The sequence below is a fragment of the Virgibacillus sp. genome (genome assembly GCF_013393565.1).
GTDB classification, from domain to species: domain Bacteria; phylum Bacillota; class Bacilli; order Bacillales; family Amphibacillaceae; genus Virgibacillus; species Virgibacillus dokdonensis.
The window spans coordinates 79,304-98,348 of record NZ_JABXHF010000001.1 but is presented as its reverse complement, the minus strand read 5'-3'; the positions used below and the strand labels follow the sequence as shown (position 1 = coordinate 98,348).

Here is a 19,045-nt window from a genome sequence, read left to right as displayed (position 1 = left end):
AAATGAATAATCGAAGAAAATGGTTCAGCCTACAACCCTTTAGAAAGAAAAACGTCGTTTATTATGTTTAAGCTGGAAATACGCCGCTCAAATCCACCCTTTATTTCGAGCGATATCAACCGCTTCTAAACGATTTTTCGCTTCTAATTTTTGCATGATTTCAGACAAATAGTTACGAATCGTACCATAAGACAAATATAAAATATTTGTTAACTCTTTGGTCGTTTTTCCTTCAGCTACTAGTCGCAAAATTTCTTGTTCTCGCTCACTTAAAGGGTTAGGATCGCACATGTAGTCGACCATGAGTTCTTGACTATACACCTTTTCACCATGCACTACTTTACGAATAGCTGCTGTTAGTTCTTCAATAGAACGATCCTTTAATAAATAACCATCTACGCCAGCTTTGACCGCTTTTTCAAAATAACCTGGTTTTGCAAACGTTGTTAAGACAATGATCCGTGGGCGTTGCTTTAGTTTATTTAACAGCCCCGCTACCTCCAAACCACTTTTCCCAGGCATTTCAATATCCAACAAACAAACATCTGGTTGCTTTTCTTGGATGAGTCTCCATACCTCATCGCCATTCACTGCTTGACCGATCACCTCCATATCCACTTCTAAATTCAATAAAGAACCGATTGCACCTAACAACATTTTTTGGTCTTCTGCTATTACAATTTTAAGCATGGATTTCCCCTTCTTTCTCTGGTTTTTTCACCTTGGGAACTTTCATTTCTACCGTTGTTCCACTATTCTTACTTACAGATAGCGAGCCATCTACTAAGGCTAGTCTTTCTTTCATCCCTACAAGCCCATTCCCTTCCACGCTCTGATTATCTATACCAATGCCATTATCTTTCACTTGTATAATGATCGCTTGCTCTTCTTCTCGATAGAGCAACCAACATTTACTCGCTCGACTATGCTTAACAACGTTTGTTACTGCTTCTTTTAAACAAAGACTAAGCATATGCTCTGTGAGGGATGAATCAACATGCATTTCAAATGGAAAATTTATCTGTACGTTCATATTTGCTGCTTTTAATAGCTGCTCCGCTTGTACTACTTCTTCGGCTAACGTTTGCGCTTTCATATCCGTTACCAATTCTCGAACTTGATCGAGCGCTGATCTAGATGTGGTTTCAATTTCGCTCACTTCCTCTATGGCACGTTTAGCATCCTTCGTAATTAATCGTTCCACTAATTGGCTTTTTAATGTGATTAGTGACAGCGTATGGCCAAGCGTATCATGAAGGTCTTGCGCAATTCGTGTTCTTTCTTCTCGTTTAACCAACTCTTTGATTTTTGCATTTGCTTCATCTAACTCTTTTTCCAATTCCATATTTTTAATCATAGACCGAATTCCAAAAGGAGAAACTAAAATAACAATTAAAAATGGAATCATATAAAACTGCTCCTTCGAAAAGTCACCTGTAAATATCACGTGATACAAAATAGGAAGTGACAACGTTCCCATTAAAGCAAACCAAGCTGCTTGAAATTGTTTTTTATCCGCATACCAACCAATAAAATTAGCCGTGAAAAACCCAAGATATAGGAAATTATAATCGTAAACCATGCTCTGATAACCAATAATGATCATTTGCAGACCGAGCCAAAAAGCAAATCTGCCCGTCCCTTCTTCATGATAAAGTTGACGGTAACTAATTAAAAACAGCAGTAAAAGCAAGTAACCAACTACTCGCTTTATTCCGTCTTCTTTCATTAGTAACGTTGCAGGTATGAATAAATAAATGAGAAATATATAAGGGAAAAATCCATACTTTTTTGGAAATAGTTCCCATTTGGTTTGTGCCGTCATATACATTACAGCCCTTCTTGCTTCCGTCTTATATAAACTGATAATACCATAAACAAACATAAAAACACGATAAGCATAAATATATTATTCCACGCTAGACTATTTCCACGAATAATTTCCCATGGTCCATTCGCATAATGATAGGAAGGTAACCATGTAGCAATATCTTGGAAAAGCGTAGGCATTGCATTTAGAGGCATCCACATGCCACCTAGTAATGCCAGTCCTAAAAATAAAATATTGCTTACGCCACTTGCTGTTTCCACTTTATTCATTGTCCCAACAAGTGTACCTAAAGCTAAAAAAACGAGAGAACCGAATAAAATCCATACACCACTAAGCACCCATTGCATAGCCGTTAGCGACACATCGTTAAGGAGGGCACCTGCAAAAAATATAACCACGATGGATAAAATATGAATAACACTTTGCCCTACCATTTGGCTAATGATATAGACATATTCGGGTAATGGGGTTACTTTTAGAAACGTGATAAACCCTTGCTGTTTATCTTGCACAAGACGAATGCCTACGGTCATTACACTAGAGCCCATCACACTAAAAGCAGCCATCGACATTAAATAATGCGCTTCCCATAATGCTTGATCTGCAGCATTGTCATTAAATGTAAACACCTTCGTAAAAATAACATAAAAACAAACTGGTATAAGGAGCGACCAAAGTACATAATATGGGTTGCGAATGGCACGTTTTACTTCCGCAATACATGAATATAGTATTTTATTCATTTTCTCTGCTCCCTTGTACTAAAGTTTCAAATACATCATCCATACTGCCTTTATCTATTCGCAGATCATAGGCATTTGAAAAATGCTGCATAATATAGGAAATTAACGCATCGGTATTTTTCGTTTCTAAATAAATTCGTTCTTCTCGTTCTTCTATTGCTAACACATCTGGCACATTAAGCTTTGCTCGATTTAATTTTCCATTTAGACGAAAAGAGACATATTGCCTCGATAATTGATGCTTTATCTCTTCGGTAGCTCCATCAGCAATTTTCTGTCCTTGATGTAGCAAAATAATTCGCTTTGCCCTATCATCTGCTTCCTGAAGATAATGTGTAGAGAACAAAATTGTCTTTCCTCGTTCCGCCAATTGATGAATCGTTTTCCAAAATTTCACTCTCGAAGTCGTATCCATCCCTGCTGTCGGTTCATCTAAAACGATGAAGTCTGGATTTCCTGCTAAACAAACAGCAAAGTTCACTCTTCTTCGTTGCCCTCCAGAAAGCTTTTCTACTTTTGTAGTCAAATCTGCATTAGCTAACCCAGTTAGCGCAATCATCTCAGAAAGGGCTAAAGGGTTTGGATAATAGGAGCGAAATAATTGCAACATTTCTTTCGTTTTTAAGCCATCCATCATTCTTACTTCTTGTAACATCACACCAATTCGCTCCCGAACGTGCATACTTTGTGGGGGTTGCTGAAAAACTTGCACCTTACCTTTTGTCGACTTTAATAAACCTAAAACAAGCGAAAGTGTTGTCGTCTTCCCCGCACCGTTTGGGCCTAGCATAGCAACGACTTCCCCTTTAGCGATAGAAAACGATACATTGCGTACCGCTTCTTTCTGCTTAAATGTTTTACTTAACTTGTGTGCATAAACAATCGTGTCTTCCATGAAATACCTCCTCGTATAGTATGTTTAGGCATTACTTTTTCGCCTTCTCAACCTGACTAATTCATAAGAATTGTATCTGCTAGCGCACCCGTTACTTTCCACTGGAGGCGGACGCTTTCCTCAGGGCTGCTTGAGCCTCCTCGCTCCCAAAAAACGATCGTTGCGGTATCAAAAGACTCCATACTATTCCCGCTGGAGTCGCCGCCCTCCGTTCCAAGTAACTTGCTTTGGAATTCATGAATGAGTAAAGACCTTCAATAATATGTCAAATATATTAGACGTCTTGCAATGCTTGTTTGTCTCCGTACGATTTAGAGATCGATTTTGCTTCTAGAAACATATTCCTCTCCCCTTGCATACACTTATTTTTAGAAAAACGTAACTTATCGCTAAGCTTTTATGGAAAATGCGACCATCTTTTGTTTAAAGACCCATAAATATGGGAATAGGTTTACAAACGACTTGTTCTTTTTTTAGTCTACGGTATCCATAGAAAAATAAGTAGTATGCGTTGTCATTAATGCAACATGACAATTGTCACAACGATCATTTACCGTTAAAAATCTGCATCATGCACTTTACATTTTCAGGCTAGTCATGTAAAAATGCGATCGTTTTCCTTAAACAAACAACAAAGGCTCGGGGCGCCCGGTTAGCAACGTAGCGAGTGGAGCGAATCAACGAAAGTTTTAGGAATCATGCTCCTGCAACAGGAGTATGCCGGCGCCCTCCGGCAAGCCCGTCTTTAGTCGGCCTTCCTATTTAGAACGAACCGATGATGACTTATCGTTGGGCGATTCGTGAAGTCGCCTAGTTGCTGGGCGCTGGAGCTGGACGTGGCTAAATAACTTAGTAAGTTTATCCACAGCTGCAAAATTTTATAATTTCCTAGACCACGAAAAAAATCGAGCAAGATGAACATCTCACTCGATTTAGCATTGCAATATTTATGTGTTAGAAATCTATTATTCTACAACTGTTACATTAACTGTTCTGACGCCCCAATTCATAGCATCGCCTTTATTTGGAACATGTACGTCAATTTTATTTCCTTTAATAGCACCACCAGTATCAGCAGCAGTTGCATAGCCATAGCCTTCTACATACACTTTGGAGCCTAATGGAATGACATTAGGATCAACCGCAATGACTTTTGCATCCGGATTATTATTTAAATTAACACCTGTTGCTGTTACACCAGAGCATCCATCACAACTTGCTGTATAAGCAGTTGCTGTTACAGAAAATGATTGACCTTGAGGCCTTTCCTGCTTTGTTTGCTCAGGCGCCTTTTGGCTCGTTGCTGGTTTAGAAGAAGCTGGTGTTGCTTGCTCCTCTTTTGCAGGTGCTTTCGTTTTTGTAACTGGTTGCTGTTCTTTTTGCGTTTGTTTTGGTTGTGCTTGTGGTTCTTCTTTTGCTGGCTTGTCATTGGAAACTGTTACGCCTTCTAACGTTAAATTCTGACCAGTGACAATTAAATCGGAATCTAGATTATTCCATTCCTTAATATCTTCTACAGATACACCGTACTTATGACCGATCCCGCTTAGTGTATCTCCTTGTTGAATTTTATATTTCATTTTTGCTTGTTTATTTATAATAAGAGTTTGTTTTGGTTGAATGGTAGTCGTTTTTAATTCATTTACATCAACTAACTGTTCTACAGTTGTGTTGTATTTATTTGCAATATTCCAAAGGTTATCTCCTTGTTTCACGTCGTACTCTTCTGCTGATACTGTAGTAGCAGCAGTGCCAGCAATAATCATACCAGTAGCGAATGAAGCCACAATCTTTTTCATTCGTTTTCCCTCCTTAAATATCTGACATAGCCTATCCTAACACATGGGCTATAGCCGTGCAGTTACAGTACGTTTAAAAGCGCATTACAAGGATTACCGAAATGAGGTTGTTTTATTACAGTTGTAATGAATTTGATATAAAAGTACTATCAATCTACTATATTGTATTACGATAGTCATAGAAGCACACCTATGTAATATAACTTTTATGGCGTGAAGATAGCCAAAATCTATGAATGCCATAAACAATATTTCGTTTTTTTGTACTTAAAACCACAAGCAAAGCACACGCAGATAGGCAAATATCAGGGTCCGGGCTATACTTCAATGAATGAGAAAAAACCAGTTCCTCACCAGTCCATACGGATGAAAAAAATGTCGTTTCCCATATACTATAAGCTTAAAATTTTATCGTATTAGAAAGACTTGGCTTATCGCATGTTCTTCGCAAATGCCTTTATTTTTCTTATACTATCAACCAAAAAAATCTTATACTTTCTTATAGCACAAAAAAGCATACCCTTATGCATAAAGGTATGCTTGCCAATCTAATATATTCCTACTAACTAAATAACCCTTTAAAGAAGTTACTAATTGCTTCGAAAAGTTCACGGAAGAAGTTCCCGACCTTTTCCCAAAAACCTTCATCTAAACCAAGTTCATCTGCTTTATCTTTAATGGCAGATGTAATATCGTCTAATTGGTTTTTTACTTGGTCAAAATTAATGTTTAGGTCACGCATCTTATCAATTAAATCAATTAATAATTGGCGGTCTTTATCACTTAACGTTATTTCCAATTTATCCAATTGCTCTTGAACAATTTGCTCCACTTCTTCTTTCGTTGCCGGGTTTTGCTCAGCAATCGTCTTTTTAATATCTGTAAGTAATTGACTAACTTTTTCCTGATTCATGCCTTCCTTATTCGCTAACTGTGTGGCTACGTCAAGCTCCTCATTCGCTAACTCCATACGTTCTTTATCAAGCTGTTCTCCTTCGACGTCATAAGCTTTATATATTCCTGTCAAAGCAGAGTGTCCACTCACCTTTACAGGAGAAGCAACATCCACTGTCGCATTCTCGACGCCTGCAGTTAACAATGCATTTGCATACATTTCTTTGGTTACTTCTGTAATATTATCAGGGGTTACAATATTAATTGTTAGACCGTTTCCAGCTTCCTGACGAGTAATTTTTGCGCTGGAATACATATTTGAATTTGGGTTGCCATTAATATATTTCGCTGCGTCTTGTCCAGACACATCATATTCATCCACTTGATCTTGGTCTTTAACATTTAATAAATCCTTCACTTCTGCTCGCTGGTTGTCAGAGAGTTGCGCGCCATATACGACGATAGGTGGACCTAATTTTTCATTAATACTACTCGTATCACTTGCTCCACTGTCAGCAGAAACAGATAGGTTCGTCCCAAGCATGAACACTGCGATTAGTGTAATGATGAGAAGTTTACTTATTTTTTTGGTCATCATTTCATTTCTCCCTTTATTTGTTCTTGCTATAGTTTATGTCTTCTATGAACTAAATATTATTATACCTGTTTTGCAAAAGAATGAATATCTTTTTACTACATTTACTACCACAGACCTATATACCCTCCACATCTACAATGGAACATATCACCATTCTATAGTGAGCAGATTCCTTTTCTTTTCTCTGTATTTGCGATAATATTTAGGGTGACGAAATATTTAACGGAAAGAAGGGTATTGCCATCATTGACAATCATCCTATAATAAAACGGAACTTAGCAATCATGTGGTTTGCTAATTTTTTTGTGGCTGGAAGTATGACAATGGTAATCCCATTTATTTCTTTGTACATTGACTCCATGGGAAACTTCTCTGACGCTTATGTCCAGAATTGGTCAGGCTGGACCTTTGCGATCACCTTTGTCACCGCGTTTATCTTTTCGCCAATCTGGGGGAGGATTGGTGATAAATACGGACGGAAAAAGTTGCTTATCTTCTCTGCAACAGGAATGGGGCTATCTATATTTTTAATGGGTTTCGCTACTTCCGTATGGCAACTATTCTTACTTCGCCTATTGATGGGTGTCGCTACAGGTTTTATTCCCATGTCCCAAGCATTTATTTCCACGCAGACGCCAAAGCACATCGCTGGAAAAGTACTTGGAACACTACAAACTGGTAGCATTACAGGAACATTAATGGGCCCCCTTTTAGGTGGAACACTTGCTGATGCATTTGGCTATGCTAATACATTTAAATGGGTATCCATCACCATTTTCTTTTCGGCCGTCATTGTGTTCTTTGGCGTGAAAGAAATAAAAGCAAATCTCGCTGATGGGGAAAGAGACGAAAAATCATATACAAGAAAGCAAGTCCTTCAGCATATCGTTTCTCGCCCAGTCTTACTCATTGTCATGCTAATCTCAGCTTTAGTTCAGATCGCTCACTTTAGCGTACAACCAATCCTTTCCTTGTTTGTTCAAGAAATTCACGGACCAGCAAGTATTGCTTTTTTCTCTGGAGTAGCATTCTCTGCGGCTGGACTTGGTAATCTACTAATGTCAAGAAGGCTTGGCAGACTAGGGGACAAAATTGGTTATATTAAAGTACTCATCGCATTATTATTTATGGCTGGAATTGTTTATCTACCCGGAGCTTGGGTAACCAATATATGGCAACTCGTTATTTTACGCTTTTTACTCGGTATTGCCATAGGCGGAATTATCCCTGTACGTATCGCTTATATTAGACAAACTGCCCCGCTATCCATGCAAGGAGAAGTACTTGGCTACAATACAAGCCTACGCTTTTTAGGCAATATTATCGGTCCAGCATTAGGCGGCGTAATTGCTGGATTTTTCGGGTTTTCTGCAGTATTTCTGTTCACGAGTATACTGCTATTAGTCAGTGGAGCTATCATGCTCTATTTTTGGTATAAACACGAATACGCTTCTAAACATCCACAAACTCACTCCTTATTTGCGAAAAGAGGGTAACCGAGAACGAAGACTGTTCTCGGTTTTTTACTCTAGAACAAAGGCGCAAGCGCCCGTTTAGCAACGTAGCGAGTGGAACGAATCAACTAAAGTTTTAGGAATCATGCCCCTGCAACAGGGGTATGCCGACGTTGGGCGGCAAGCCCGTTTTTAGTCGGCCTTCCTTTTTAACACGAACCGATGATGACTTATCGTAGGGCGATTTCGTGAAGTCGCCTAGTTGTTGGGCGCTGGAGCTGGACGGGGCCCATTCGGTTATTTGGTTACGCCATAGCATCACATCTTATACTTTCTTATCTTTCAAAAAATCTTATGCTTTCCTGTAGTGTAAAAAGAGGTCATGCTTACCCTTAAGATAATCCTGACCTCCTTTTTTATACATTTTATACGATTATTTAAAAACTCTTGTCGCTTCTACAGCCTTTTGCCAGCCAGCATATAATTTTTCACGTTCTTGTTTGCCCATGTTTCCATGAAACGTTTTTTCTACTTCCCATTGACGGGCTATTTCATCTTTGTCTTTCCAATAACCTAACGCTAAACCAGCTAAATATGCAGAGCCTAATGCTGTCGTTTCCTGAATGACAGGACGTTCAACAGGTACTTCATCCAAAATATCACTTTGAAATTGCATTAACAAATCATTTTTAACGGCTCCTCCATCCACACGTAACGTTTTTAAATCTAATTGTGAATCAGCAACCATGGCATTAATAACGTCTTTAGATTGATACGCTAAAGATTCTAGTGTTGCACGTATGAAATGACTTTTTGTTGTTCCACGAGTTAGCCCAAATACAGCTCCTCTAGCATCGCTATCCCAATAAGGTGTGCCTAAACCTACAAAGGCTGGGACCATATATACGCCATCCGTGTTTGGAACATTTTTGGCAAACAGCTCACTTTCCGGAGAATCTTCAATGAGTTTTAACCCATCTCGAAGCCATTGAATAGCAGAGCCAGCCACAAAGATACTGCCTTCTAATGCATACTCTACTTTACCGTCTACTGCACAAGCCAACGTAGTTAATAAGCCATGGTCAGAAGCTACACCCTCTTCACCTGTGTGCATAAGCATAAAGCAACCTGTACCGTACGTGTTTTTTACCATTCCTTTTTCAAAGCACGCTTGCCCGAATAATGCTGCCTGCTGGTCTCCAGCGATACCTGCAATTGGAACTTCTTCACCAAAGAAATGATAGGATACCGTATGTGCGTATATTTCTGATGATTGTTTCACTTCAGGTAGCATGCTTTTCGGGATGGTTAAAATTTCTAATAATTCATCATCCCACTGGAGATCATAGATATTAAACATCAATGTACGAGATGCATTCGTATAATCGGTTATATGTGTGGTTCCAGCAGAGAATTTATAAACGAGCCAGCTATCAATCGTACCAAATAATAATTCTCCATTTTCCGCCTTTTTTCTTGCACCTTCTACGTTATCCAAAATCCATTTTACTTTCGTACCGGAAAAATAAGGATCAAGAAGCAATCCTGTTTTCTTTCTAAACAATTCATTGTGTCCAGCTTCTCTAAGTTCCTTACAAATATTTTCTGTTTGACGAGATTGCCAAACAATGGCCCGATAAATTGGTTTGCCTGTTTTTTTATCCCAAACCACAGCAGTTTCACGTTGGTTTGTTATTCCAATACCGGCAATTTGATTCGCTGCTAAATCAGCTTTACGTAATACATCTGCTATACAAGCTAGTACAGATGTCCAAATTTCATTTGCATCATGTTCCACCCAACCTGGTTGAGGAAAAAATTGTTCAAACTCCCTTTGTGCTGTCTCGACAATTTCCCCTTTCTGATTAAAGATAATCGCACGAGAACTTGTCGTACCTTGATCAATTGACAAAATATATTTATTTTCCATTATTATCCCCCTAAGCGTTATGATTATTTATTTTAGCAGAACGCTCTCCCTTCGTCTCCATGCTAACTGCCCCTATTATAAGTAATGCAATAACAACACTTAATATCCAGAAAACAGCAGTGAATTCACCGATAAATAGTGCATCGTAAAAAAATGCTCCATATATTCCACCTAAGATTGGACCTACGATCGGAACCCAAGCATATTCCCAATCGGAAGAACCTTTCCCCGGAATCGGAAGTAAGGCATGAGCAATACGTGGTCCTAAGTCACGAGCAGGGTTAATAGCATAACCCGTTGCCCCACCTAATGACATACCTATTGCTATAATCAATACCCCAACTATAATCGGATTTAAACCTTCTGTAAATTCATTTGCTCCAATAAACAAAAGCCCTAAAACGAGCACAAATGTACCAACCATTTCACTCAATAAGTTTGCAAGCGGACTGCGAATTGCTGGTCCAGTAGCAAAAACGCCTAGCTTCGTAGCTTGATCCTTTGTTTTTCTCCAATGGGGTAAATAATTAATAAAAACGACCGCCGCACCAATAATTGCCCCTATGATTTGCGCCGTTACATACATCGGTACTTTAGACCATGGGAATTCTCCAATAGATGCGAAACCTATCGTAACAGCAGGGTTAATGTGTGCAGGAGAGTAGTTCCCGACTGCATAAACCCCAAAGGCAACTGCCAATCCCCAGGCAATCGTAATAACGACCCACCCAGATCCTTCCGCTTTGGATGACTTTAAAGTCACACCACCAACAACACCACCACCAAGAATAATGAGAATCATCGTACCAATTAATTCAGCTAAAAATTCTGATTCAGCCACCATAACACCCCTTTGATTTAGACTACATTAATTATGGGCTTTAAATATAAATTTCTTTCAGTGAGAGCTTCTATCTAGTTGTATACTTCTAATGTTGCTATCTTTACATTCACTCACTCCATTCTCATGACGGAGTATACTGAGAAGCCTTTCTCCAAACCACTAATAGAAGCACTAGCCTTTTCTAGCTCTCCAATTTAAAATATCAGAATTATTTTAATTTTACAGCATACGAAAAAAATCCACACCTTTATATGCATATCATTCCCTCAAGAATTATACTATCATAAAGTGTGGATCTCCTATTCTCCGCCACATAATTAACTTATAGGTTTATATTACTTCACAAAGAAAGCGTTGTCAATATTTTTTTACTGCTTACCTTGGTCATAAAAGAACTCCGATTATCGTTCTTTTATATTGACAGAAACTTATGTTTTCTACAACATGACATAAATCTGTAAAAATATTTTAGGAATTAGGTTGCTAAAGTTTATTCCCCGGGAAATATTCTTCATTTACGGGTACAGTGTCAATTGCTCTCCTGTCATACTATCCAAATAGGTTGTATGATAATTCCCCTTCACCCAATCTGGTAATTGATCCTGATACAACCGACTTTTCACGTGACCTGATTGTCCAGGTGAAACGATATGGTAGCCTTTTGATGGGGGTGCCATATCTATTACAAACCGCCAAGAAGCACCATGATCTACAATCCCTGTTTCTTCTTCAAAACTTGCAGCCATTGGCGTTACACTGCTTCCATCTACTGGAATAGGACCTTCTTGATTAAAAATATACTCTAAAACAGGATGAACGTTGGAAAGAGGGTGTTCAAAGTAGACGCGATGGTAATCTCCCCATTTCCACTCTGATATAGTCTCCCCATATTTTTCTTCTAACTCCGTAATAGACTGTTGTAATGAATCCAATAAAACTTGTTGTAAACCTCCATAAGTTTCTAACCATGCAGACGGTTCTCCTTTAATTGCTTTTCTTAATAAAGTATCTGTCGAATGTCCCTTCCCTTTAAATAGATCTAACATGGAATCTGGTATTTCTTGATAAATGGTCTTTTCAATATTTTTGTGCCAATGATGAAATAGTAATGGCTGACTAGCAGAAGCATCATCCTTATAATCCCATTCATCTAAAAGACAGAGTGCTTCTGTAGCTTGTTTGGATAGTTTTCCCCCTTCTAATAATTGTAAAAATGAAGGTGTAAGTTCTTTTGCTTGCATGTTAAAGCTATCCATTTGTAAATCCTGCATGCCTTGAACTGTTATTTCCTCCACACTCTCTAATACTTCTACAATGCGTTCATAGCGATACGGTTGCGCCCATACATTACTTATATGGTACGGATAATCTTCTGTCGTTATTTTGTTGTTAGCAGTCGCAATATAACCTTTTTCTGGATTAATCATTATAGGAAGCTCATCAAACGGAATATAGCCACGCCATTCATTTTCTCTTTGCCAACCTGGAAGTGGGAGCAAGGCATCTTTTCCGTTTTCATAAACTGGAATATTTCCATTTGCCTTATAAGCTATTGTTCCGCTTTTAGAAGCAAAGACAAAATTTTGTGCGGGGGCTAAGAACTTTTCCAATCCCTTTTCAAAGGATTCCCAGTTCTTCGCTTTATTTATTTGTAAAATAGCCTCCAATTCCGTCGTTGCTTCTAATGCAGTCCACTTGAGTGACAGAACATTTTCCTCCCCACTATCTTCAACAAATTCGGAGATAACAGGACCATGCCTTGTTTCGACTACTTCATAATCAATCGTTGCTCCGTCTTTCACAGCAATCGGTTCCTGAATAATACTTGCTTTTTCCCACTCCCCTTCAAATAAAAACGTCGCTTTAGAATAAGGCTTTCTTTTTTCAAGGTATAATTGTTGCACATCTGGTCCTGTGTTGGTTACTCCCCACGCAATTTGTTCATTATGACCTAATATAATTCCTGGAACTCCTGCAAAAATAACACCGCTTACTTGTTGCGTTTCGGTTTGCAACTGCATTTGAATCCAGATAGATGGAGTCGCTAAGCCCAAATGTGGATCATTTGCTAACATAGGGAATCCAGAAGCTGTTTTCTCACCAGAAACGACCCAATTATTGCTCCCATTAAATGCTGGCGGAATAATTGCTTGAGATAGTTTATCTTTTACAGAAACATATTTTTCTTTCATAATAACAGGCTTTTCTTGAGGATAAGATGGAAATAACTCGTATGCTTTTTCTTCTCCAAATTGTTGTAGTAAATAGTAATTGAACGCTTGCTGCTCCCAGTGACCACCCAAATCAAATGCCATGTATTTACCAATAGTTAATGAGTCTAGTGGTGTCCATTTTTCTGGTTCAAAGCCCATTAATTTAAATTCAATTGGTAGCGTATTATCTTCCTTCGCTTGTTGCATATAGGCATTGACCCCTTTGGCAAACGCCTCTAATACTTCTTTTGCTTCATCGCTGTAAAGGTCGTAAGATTTCTCAGCTGCTCTTCTTAGTCCTAATGTACGAAAATATTTATCTTGATCAACAGCTGCCTCGCCTGCTACCTCACTGATCGTACCGGATGCCTGTCTGCGGGACATTTCCATTTGAAATAACCGATATTGTGCTTGGACATACCCTTGTGCTGCATATAAATCATGTTCATTTTGCGCCTGTATCTTTGGCACGCCATTAGCATCCGTGATCACGTCCACCTTCTGCTTTAAAACGGAAAGCTGAATGCTTCCCTCTGTTTTTTCAACCAAGCGATCCAAGTAAACAGTAACAACAAAGAAAGCGATTACTAAAATGAGTGTTATCATTCCAATAATAATGATTGTTAATTTCGTTTTCTTTCTTGTTTGTTTTATGGTCTTTTCCTCCATTCTTTCTTCCACTTTCCTCCCCTGCCTTCATTTAAGATGTAATTTTTTATCTATTGAAAAATATTTATCACAAAAAAAGATCTATAGACCTTTCGAGATACATGTTTTTCTTCGTCTACTACATGCACTTTTACGCTAACGTGTATTAAAAGCTTAAGCATGTTGTCCAGCTATGTCAGAAAACAAAAAAATTATTCATTTCATTTTGATAAGATGTGAAACTTTTACATCTTTCTATTCGTAACCTAAGTAACGTATAAGCTTTGCTAAGAAAATTTGGCTTATTGATAAACCCTTTCTTTATATTTCAAGTCTCACTATTCTCATACAGGAGGTGACTTTCCTTGAGTATTCTATTGGATTTATTTGATATTGTACGTTATTTTTATGAATCAAGGCGTGTGGAAGAAAAAGATATTGAAAAAAATATCCGTTACCTAAAGCAACAACAGTGGTTTCAAAACTACTTAAAACATCCAGAAATATATAAAGTAATTGTTTATGATAGAGATGTGCGTGAATGGATCGGAAAATTAAAGTACAAGAAGCTAAACCATCCATCTTATGTAGAAAAAGTACGTAAAAAAATAGGTAAATTACTATCAAAAAAGATAGATATTGTTATTCATTAAGTACTTGATGAACATAATGTCTTGCTATCCATTGATACGGCAACTATTTTCCCCTATTTTTAACATGCACGAAGCGATAAACTCCATCGAAAAGCTGTTGTACATCAAACGCCGTGGTTTTCGTGCAACCACGGCATGTTTGCTCATACATGTTTATCTAAGAACAAAGGCGCGGGGCGCCCGTTTAGCAACGTAGCGAGTGGAACAAATCAACGAAAGTTTTAGGAATCATGCCACTAAATCAGGGGTATGCCGACGCCCTAAGGCAAGCCCGTTTTTTAGTCGACCTCCCTATGTAGCACAAACCGATGGTGACTTATCTTAGGGCAATGGAGTGAAGTCGCCTAGTTGCTGGGCGCTGGAGCCGGACGTGGCTTATTCTATTATTTCCTTATCCCAAAGCATCTAATTTTTATACTTTCTATCTTATGAGATAAACATGACTTTTCTTCAACTCTTATGGTGGAAAAACGTCGCTCCTTAAAATGTATGCTTTCCTAAAGCATTAGATTAAGAATCGATCCTTACTCCACCACCTTGACATCATACGTTCTCAACCAGTAATCTATCTGGCAAAGATGAGCAATGAGTTGCGGTCCTTGCATTAATTGTCCATACCACGGTTCTTTAAATTCTTTCCCCTCGCTTACTAAAATAGCCTCTACTTTTTCCTTATTTAAGAACTCAAATAATCGAGCATCCTCATCGTCTACTATTTCCCGCATCCATTTTTTCACTGCATTTGTATACGCTGGTTGAAATGTTTTTGGAAAAGGGCTTTTTTTACGGTAAAGGATGGTCTCTGGTAGAATGCCTTCCATTGCTTTTCGTAAAATACCTTTTTCTTTCCCTTCAAGTATCTTCATTTCCCATGGTATATTCCACACGTACTCTACTAAACGATGATCCGCATAAGGCACACGAACTTCTAAACTCGCTCCCATACTCATCCGATCTTTTCGATCCAATAACTGAGCCATAAACCAATGCATATTTAAATAAAACAGCTCTCTTCTACGTGCATCCTCCTCTTTTTCTCCATCAAGGCGTGGTGTTTCATCGATTGTTTCCTGATAACGCGCATACACATATTCTGAGAGCTGTAACTTCTCCTGCCAGTGAGGATGAAGTAAATCAATACGTGATGACAAAGATCGCATCCATGGAAAACCTGTTTCTTCATCCGTCGGTGGGGAATGAAACCATGGATATCCTCCAAATATTTCATCGGCACATTCTCCTGATAAGCTCACTGTCGTTTGCTTTTTAATCTGTTGACAGAACCAGAGTAATGACGAATCTATATCCGCCATTCCAGGCTGATCTCGTAATTCTACAGCCTTTTTTAAATGGCTTGCTAATGCTTCCCCAGAGATCACTTCATTATGGTGATTCGTTTGAAAAACGGTTGCCATCTCCTCAATAAATGGCTGATCCATGGACGGTTGAAATTTGCTTGCCTTAAAATAATCTGCATTACCTTTATAATCTACAGAAAAAGTAGTGAGAGACCCTTTTCTTCGTTCCTGAAAATATTGCGAGGCAATTGCTGTGATAGCACTCGAATCTAAACCACCAGATAAAAAAGTGGATATAGGAACATCAGAAACGAGCTGCCGTTGCACTGCATCAATACATAGCTCTCTTACTTTACTTATTGTTTCGGACATGGAATCTGTATGATGACAACTGTTTACATTCCAATAGCGCCATTTCTTGAGACCATTTTTTGAAAAAGTTAATGCATGACCTGACCGAAGCTCATGCATATTTTTAAATAGGCCATGTCCTGGTGTCCTAGACGGACCAAGACCAAATATTTCTGCTAAACCAGAACGATCAATTTCCGCTTTTACTTCTTCGTGAGCTAGGATAGCTTTTAGTTCGGAGCCAAAGATAAACTGCCCATTTTTTTCTTGAAAAAATAACGGTTTAACCCCCAAGCGATCTCGAGCTATAAACAGTTGTTCTTTTTCTTCATCCCAAATTGCAAATGCAAATATTCCATTTAAATAATCGACGCATTGTTCTTGCCATTCCAAGTAAGCAGTAAGCAACACTTCGGTATCAGATGTCGTTTCAAAATGATAGTTTTTCTGCCTTAAATCGCTACGTAGTTCATCCGTATTATATAGTTCACCATTATATATAAGCGTATAAGTATGACGGTTTTTCGCTTTGTGCATTGGTTGCTTTCCACCTTCAATATCAATAACTGAAAGCCGCTGATGCCCAAAAGCAACATGTTGATTCATCCATGTATTCGTTTCGTCCGGTCCACGATGTAGCAATGTGTCTGTCATCTGTTCAAGCATTTTTTCCTTTGCCCGCACATCTCTATTAAAATCCACATAACCTACTATTCCACACAAATTAAGTCACCCTCCCTAGATGCATAGAGCCTACAGAACAGTTTATGAAAGGATGTAGCAAAATATAACTTGCATCTTACATAGTGAAGTAATTCTTCATTCCGTACAGATTTTTCATTTCTCACCAATGAAGTACAAAAGGCGAAAGGGGGCATAGGTGACGGCTACCTCCTCACCTACACTTGTCCAGCACACAACTCTCCCATTCTTGAAGTATATGTCTTAGATCAACTTCTATCCAGAACAAACAAAGAAACAGCCTGTGAAATAGGTTCACAGGCTGTCTATCTAAATGTTTTATTCAGCTTTTACTGGTTCTTCTTGCGTTACCGCAATTTCATAGTAATTACCCCAGTTATGTGCTACAGAGTAATTCAATACGCGCTTATTCACAGGAACTAATTTTGCGCGATAATTGGTAGGAATGACCGGAACTTCTTCGACCATTAATTCTTGCCATTCTTTATACACTTTCTGACGGTACTCTAAATCCATAGCATCTCTAGAGACACCTTGCTCTAGAAGTTGATCATTTTCTTCACTTGCATAGCGAGAGAAGTTAAACAGAGCGTCACGTCCATATAATCCTGCTGGGTTGACATCTGTTGCCACACCCCATCCTGCTGCATATACATCGACTTTCGGATCATCGTCACCACTTTGTCCAATTCGATCATAGAATGAATTAAACTCTTGTAAACGACCATCTAATAGTTGTACATTTAATCCAACTTTTTTCCAAGATTGAATGTAGTAATTTGCAACTGGTTCAGCCGTTTCTCCACCAGACATAGAAGCAAAATTAATCACCAAATCTTCGCCATCAGGATTTTCACGCATTCCGTCTCCATCGGTATCCTTATATCCTGCTTCATCTAACAGTTTCTTTGCTTGTTCTGGATTATATTCGATTCCAAGATTGTCTTGATCATGGAAATCTGGATGTGATGGTGGAATTAATGTTGTCGCATTCCAGCGTAAGCCATTGTAAAATTGCTTCCCTACAGCTTCATTATCAATGGCGTGTCCCATTGCTTTACGTAAATTCACATCCGCCATTTTCTTATTTGGATCCGGTTTTACTTCTTTCTTCTCTTTATCCCAAGTTCCTAATTTGAAGCCGATATAAGAATAAGCCATGTCCACATTCCCTATAAATTCTACATTAGACATATCCGCATTGTCTGGATATTGATCTGTAGGAAATTCATGAACCGTATCTACTTCTCCCGATTCTAAAGCTTGTACAACTGTTTTCGGATTCACGACTTTAACTGTAACTTCATCTAACTTTGGTTCACCTTGCCAATAATCTTCATTTTTTGTGTATACGACAGCTTCTCCTGGTGTAATACTTTTTACTTTATATGGTCCCATGCCGATTGGTTCTTTTCTGACAGCGTCAGACTTTTCCATTTCCGCTATAGGGATATCTTGAAAAACATGCTTTGGTAAAGCGTAAGACCAAATTCCACCGCTTAATAAAGAAGGGGATGCTTCTTTGTACGTAATTTTCATCGTTTTCTCATCTACCACTTCAATACCAGAAATAGAATCAGCTTTTCCGTTATGATATTCCTCCATACCTTCAATAACTGTAAAATCATCGCCATAACGAACACCAGGATAATCAGGGTGACCGATAACTTCATAAGCATATGCCCAGTCTTCAGCAGTTACAGGCTCCCCATCATGCCAATTTACATTATCACGAATCGTAAACGTAAACACCTTACCACTATCATCTACTTCAAATGTGGCAGCACCATCTTGGGTGAAATTATGCGTTTCATCCGCAGATAATAAAGATTCATCAAACCATTTAATAAACTCAACATCATAAGCTCCTGAGTAGAAGTTAAAATTTAACAGCCCTTCGAAAGCTGTATCTGTGACGACACCAAATTTCAAGTGCCCGCCATCCATCGCTTCGCCTTCATTTTTCGTTTCTACATTAAAATCTTCAATCGAGTAAATTTGATCTCCATCTTTTCCAGACTTCTTATCGCCCGATTTATCTGACTTACTCTCGTCATCTCCGCCACAGGCAGCCAGTGTAAGTACTAAACCTAGCAAGAGTGCGTATAATAAAATACGCCAACGACTTCCTTTCATGTAAAAACCTCCCTAGTTTGTTTATACGTCATAGGACGCGATCTATACTTAACATC

At 38.6% G+C, this 19,045-nt stretch carries 14 protein-coding genes; 2 read left to right on the top strand and 12 right to left on the bottom strand.

Going from position 1 to position 19,045, the window contains the following annotated elements; translation table 11 throughout:
- Nucleotides 1-87 precede the first annotated feature (87 nt).
- The 7 genes from HLX49_RS00400 to HLX49_RS00370 all read right to left on the bottom strand — a co-directional run bounded on the left by HLX49_RS00400 (nt 88) and on the right by HLX49_RS00370 (nt 6,757).
- Complete coding sequence (locus tag HLX49_RS00400) at nt 88-690, bottom strand: response regulator transcription factor (protein WP_077702310.1); 603 nt, start codon at nt 688-690, stop codon at nt 88-90.
- On the bottom strand, nt 683-1,831 hold the full coding sequence (locus tag HLX49_RS00395; protein WP_296360368.1) for a sensor histidine kinase: 1,149 nt from the start codon (nt 1,829-1,831) through the stop codon (nt 683-685). Before HLX49_RS00395 ends, HLX49_RS00400 begins: the two co-directional genes overlap by 8 nt.
- Nucleotides 1,831-2,574, bottom strand: coding sequence for an ABC transporter permease (locus HLX49_RS00390; RefSeq protein WP_296360367.1), 744 nt, complete (start codon nt 2,572-2,574; stop codon nt 1,831-1,833). Before HLX49_RS00390 ends, HLX49_RS00395 begins: the two co-directional genes overlap by 1 nt.
- Nucleotides 2,567-3,469, bottom strand: coding sequence for an ABC transporter ATP-binding protein (locus HLX49_RS00385; protein WP_296360366.1), 903 nt, complete (start codon nt 3,467-3,469; stop codon nt 2,567-2,569). The genes HLX49_RS00390 and HLX49_RS00385 overlap by 8 nt, the downstream gene beginning before the upstream one ends.
- A 56-nt stretch (nt 3,470-3,525) precedes the next feature.
- Nucleotides 3,526-3,651: a hypothetical protein gene (locus HLX49_RS00380; protein WP_296360365.1), complete on the bottom strand. Its 126-nt coding sequence runs from the start codon at nt 3,649-3,651 to the stop codon at nt 3,526-3,528.
- 783 nt (nt 3,652-4,434) lie between these two features.
- Entirely contained in the window at nt 4,435-5,268 is an 834-nt protein-coding gene (locus HLX49_RS00375) for a LysM peptidoglycan-binding domain-containing protein (RefSeq protein ID WP_296360363.1), read from the bottom strand.
- Nucleotides 5,269-5,830: 562 nt separating this feature from the next.
- Complete coding sequence (locus HLX49_RS00370; protein WP_077702306.1) at nt 5,831-6,757, bottom strand: DUF1002 domain-containing protein; 927 nt, start codon at nt 6,755-6,757, stop codon at nt 5,831-5,833.
- Nucleotides 6,758-7,044: 287 nt separating this feature from the next.
- Between HLX49_RS00370 and HLX49_RS00365 the strand changes: the two genes are divergently transcribed.
- Nucleotides 7,045-8,256: an MFS transporter gene (locus HLX49_RS00365; RefSeq protein WP_296360361.1), complete on the top strand. Its 1,212-nt coding sequence runs from the start codon at nt 7,045-7,047 to the stop codon at nt 8,254-8,256.
- A 391-nt stretch (nt 8,257-8,647) separates the two neighbouring features.
- On the opposite strand, the gene glpK is transcribed toward HLX49_RS00365, so the two are convergent.
- The 3 genes from glpK to HLX49_RS00350 all read right to left on the bottom strand — a co-directional run bounded on the left by glpK (nt 8,648) and on the right by HLX49_RS00350 (nt 13,870).
- Complete coding sequence (gene glpK, locus HLX49_RS00360) at nt 8,648-10,144, bottom strand: glycerol kinase GlpK (RefSeq protein ID WP_077705606.1); 1,497 nt, start codon at nt 10,142-10,144, stop codon at nt 8,648-8,650.
- A gap of 10 nt (nt 10,145-10,154) precedes the next feature.
- The gene (locus tag HLX49_RS00355) at nt 10,155-10,988 is read right to left on the bottom strand and encodes an MIP/aquaporin family protein (RefSeq protein ID WP_101932437.1); all 834 of its coding nucleotides are present in this window, start codon (nt 10,986-10,988) and stop codon (nt 10,155-10,157) included.
- A 515-nt stretch (nt 10,989-11,503) separates the two neighbouring features.
- Nucleotides 11,504-13,870 carry a penicillin acylase family protein gene (locus HLX49_RS00350; RefSeq protein ID WP_296360419.1) on the bottom strand — a complete coding sequence of 789 codons (2,367 nt, stop codon included), beginning with the start codon at nt 13,868-13,870 and terminating at the stop codon, nt 11,504-11,506.
- Nucleotides 13,871-14,214: 344 nt separating this feature from the next.
- On the opposite strand from HLX49_RS00350, the gene HLX49_RS00345 reads away from it, so the two are divergent.
- The gene (locus HLX49_RS00345; protein WP_101932438.1) at nt 14,215-14,502 is read left to right on the top strand and encodes a hypothetical protein; all 288 of its coding nucleotides are present in this window, start codon (nt 14,215-14,217) and stop codon (nt 14,500-14,502) included.
- A gap of 524 nt (nt 14,503-15,026) precedes the next feature.
- Here the strand turns inward: HLX49_RS00345 and asnB are convergent.
- Both asnB and opp4A read right to left on the bottom strand, forming a co-directional pair.
- Nucleotides 15,027-16,874, bottom strand: a complete 1,848-nt coding sequence (gene asnB, locus HLX49_RS00340; RefSeq protein WP_077705614.1) for an asparagine synthase (glutamine-hydrolyzing) — start codon at nt 16,872-16,874, stop codon at nt 15,027-15,029.
- A gap of 297 nt (nt 16,875-17,171) precedes the next feature.
- On the bottom strand, nt 17,172-18,989 hold the full coding sequence (gene opp4A, locus HLX49_RS00335; protein ID WP_077705617.1) for an oligopeptide ABC transporter substrate-binding protein: 1,818 nt from the start codon (nt 18,987-18,989) through the stop codon (nt 17,172-17,174).
- Between the last annotated feature and the right edge of the window lie 56 nt (nt 18,990-19,045).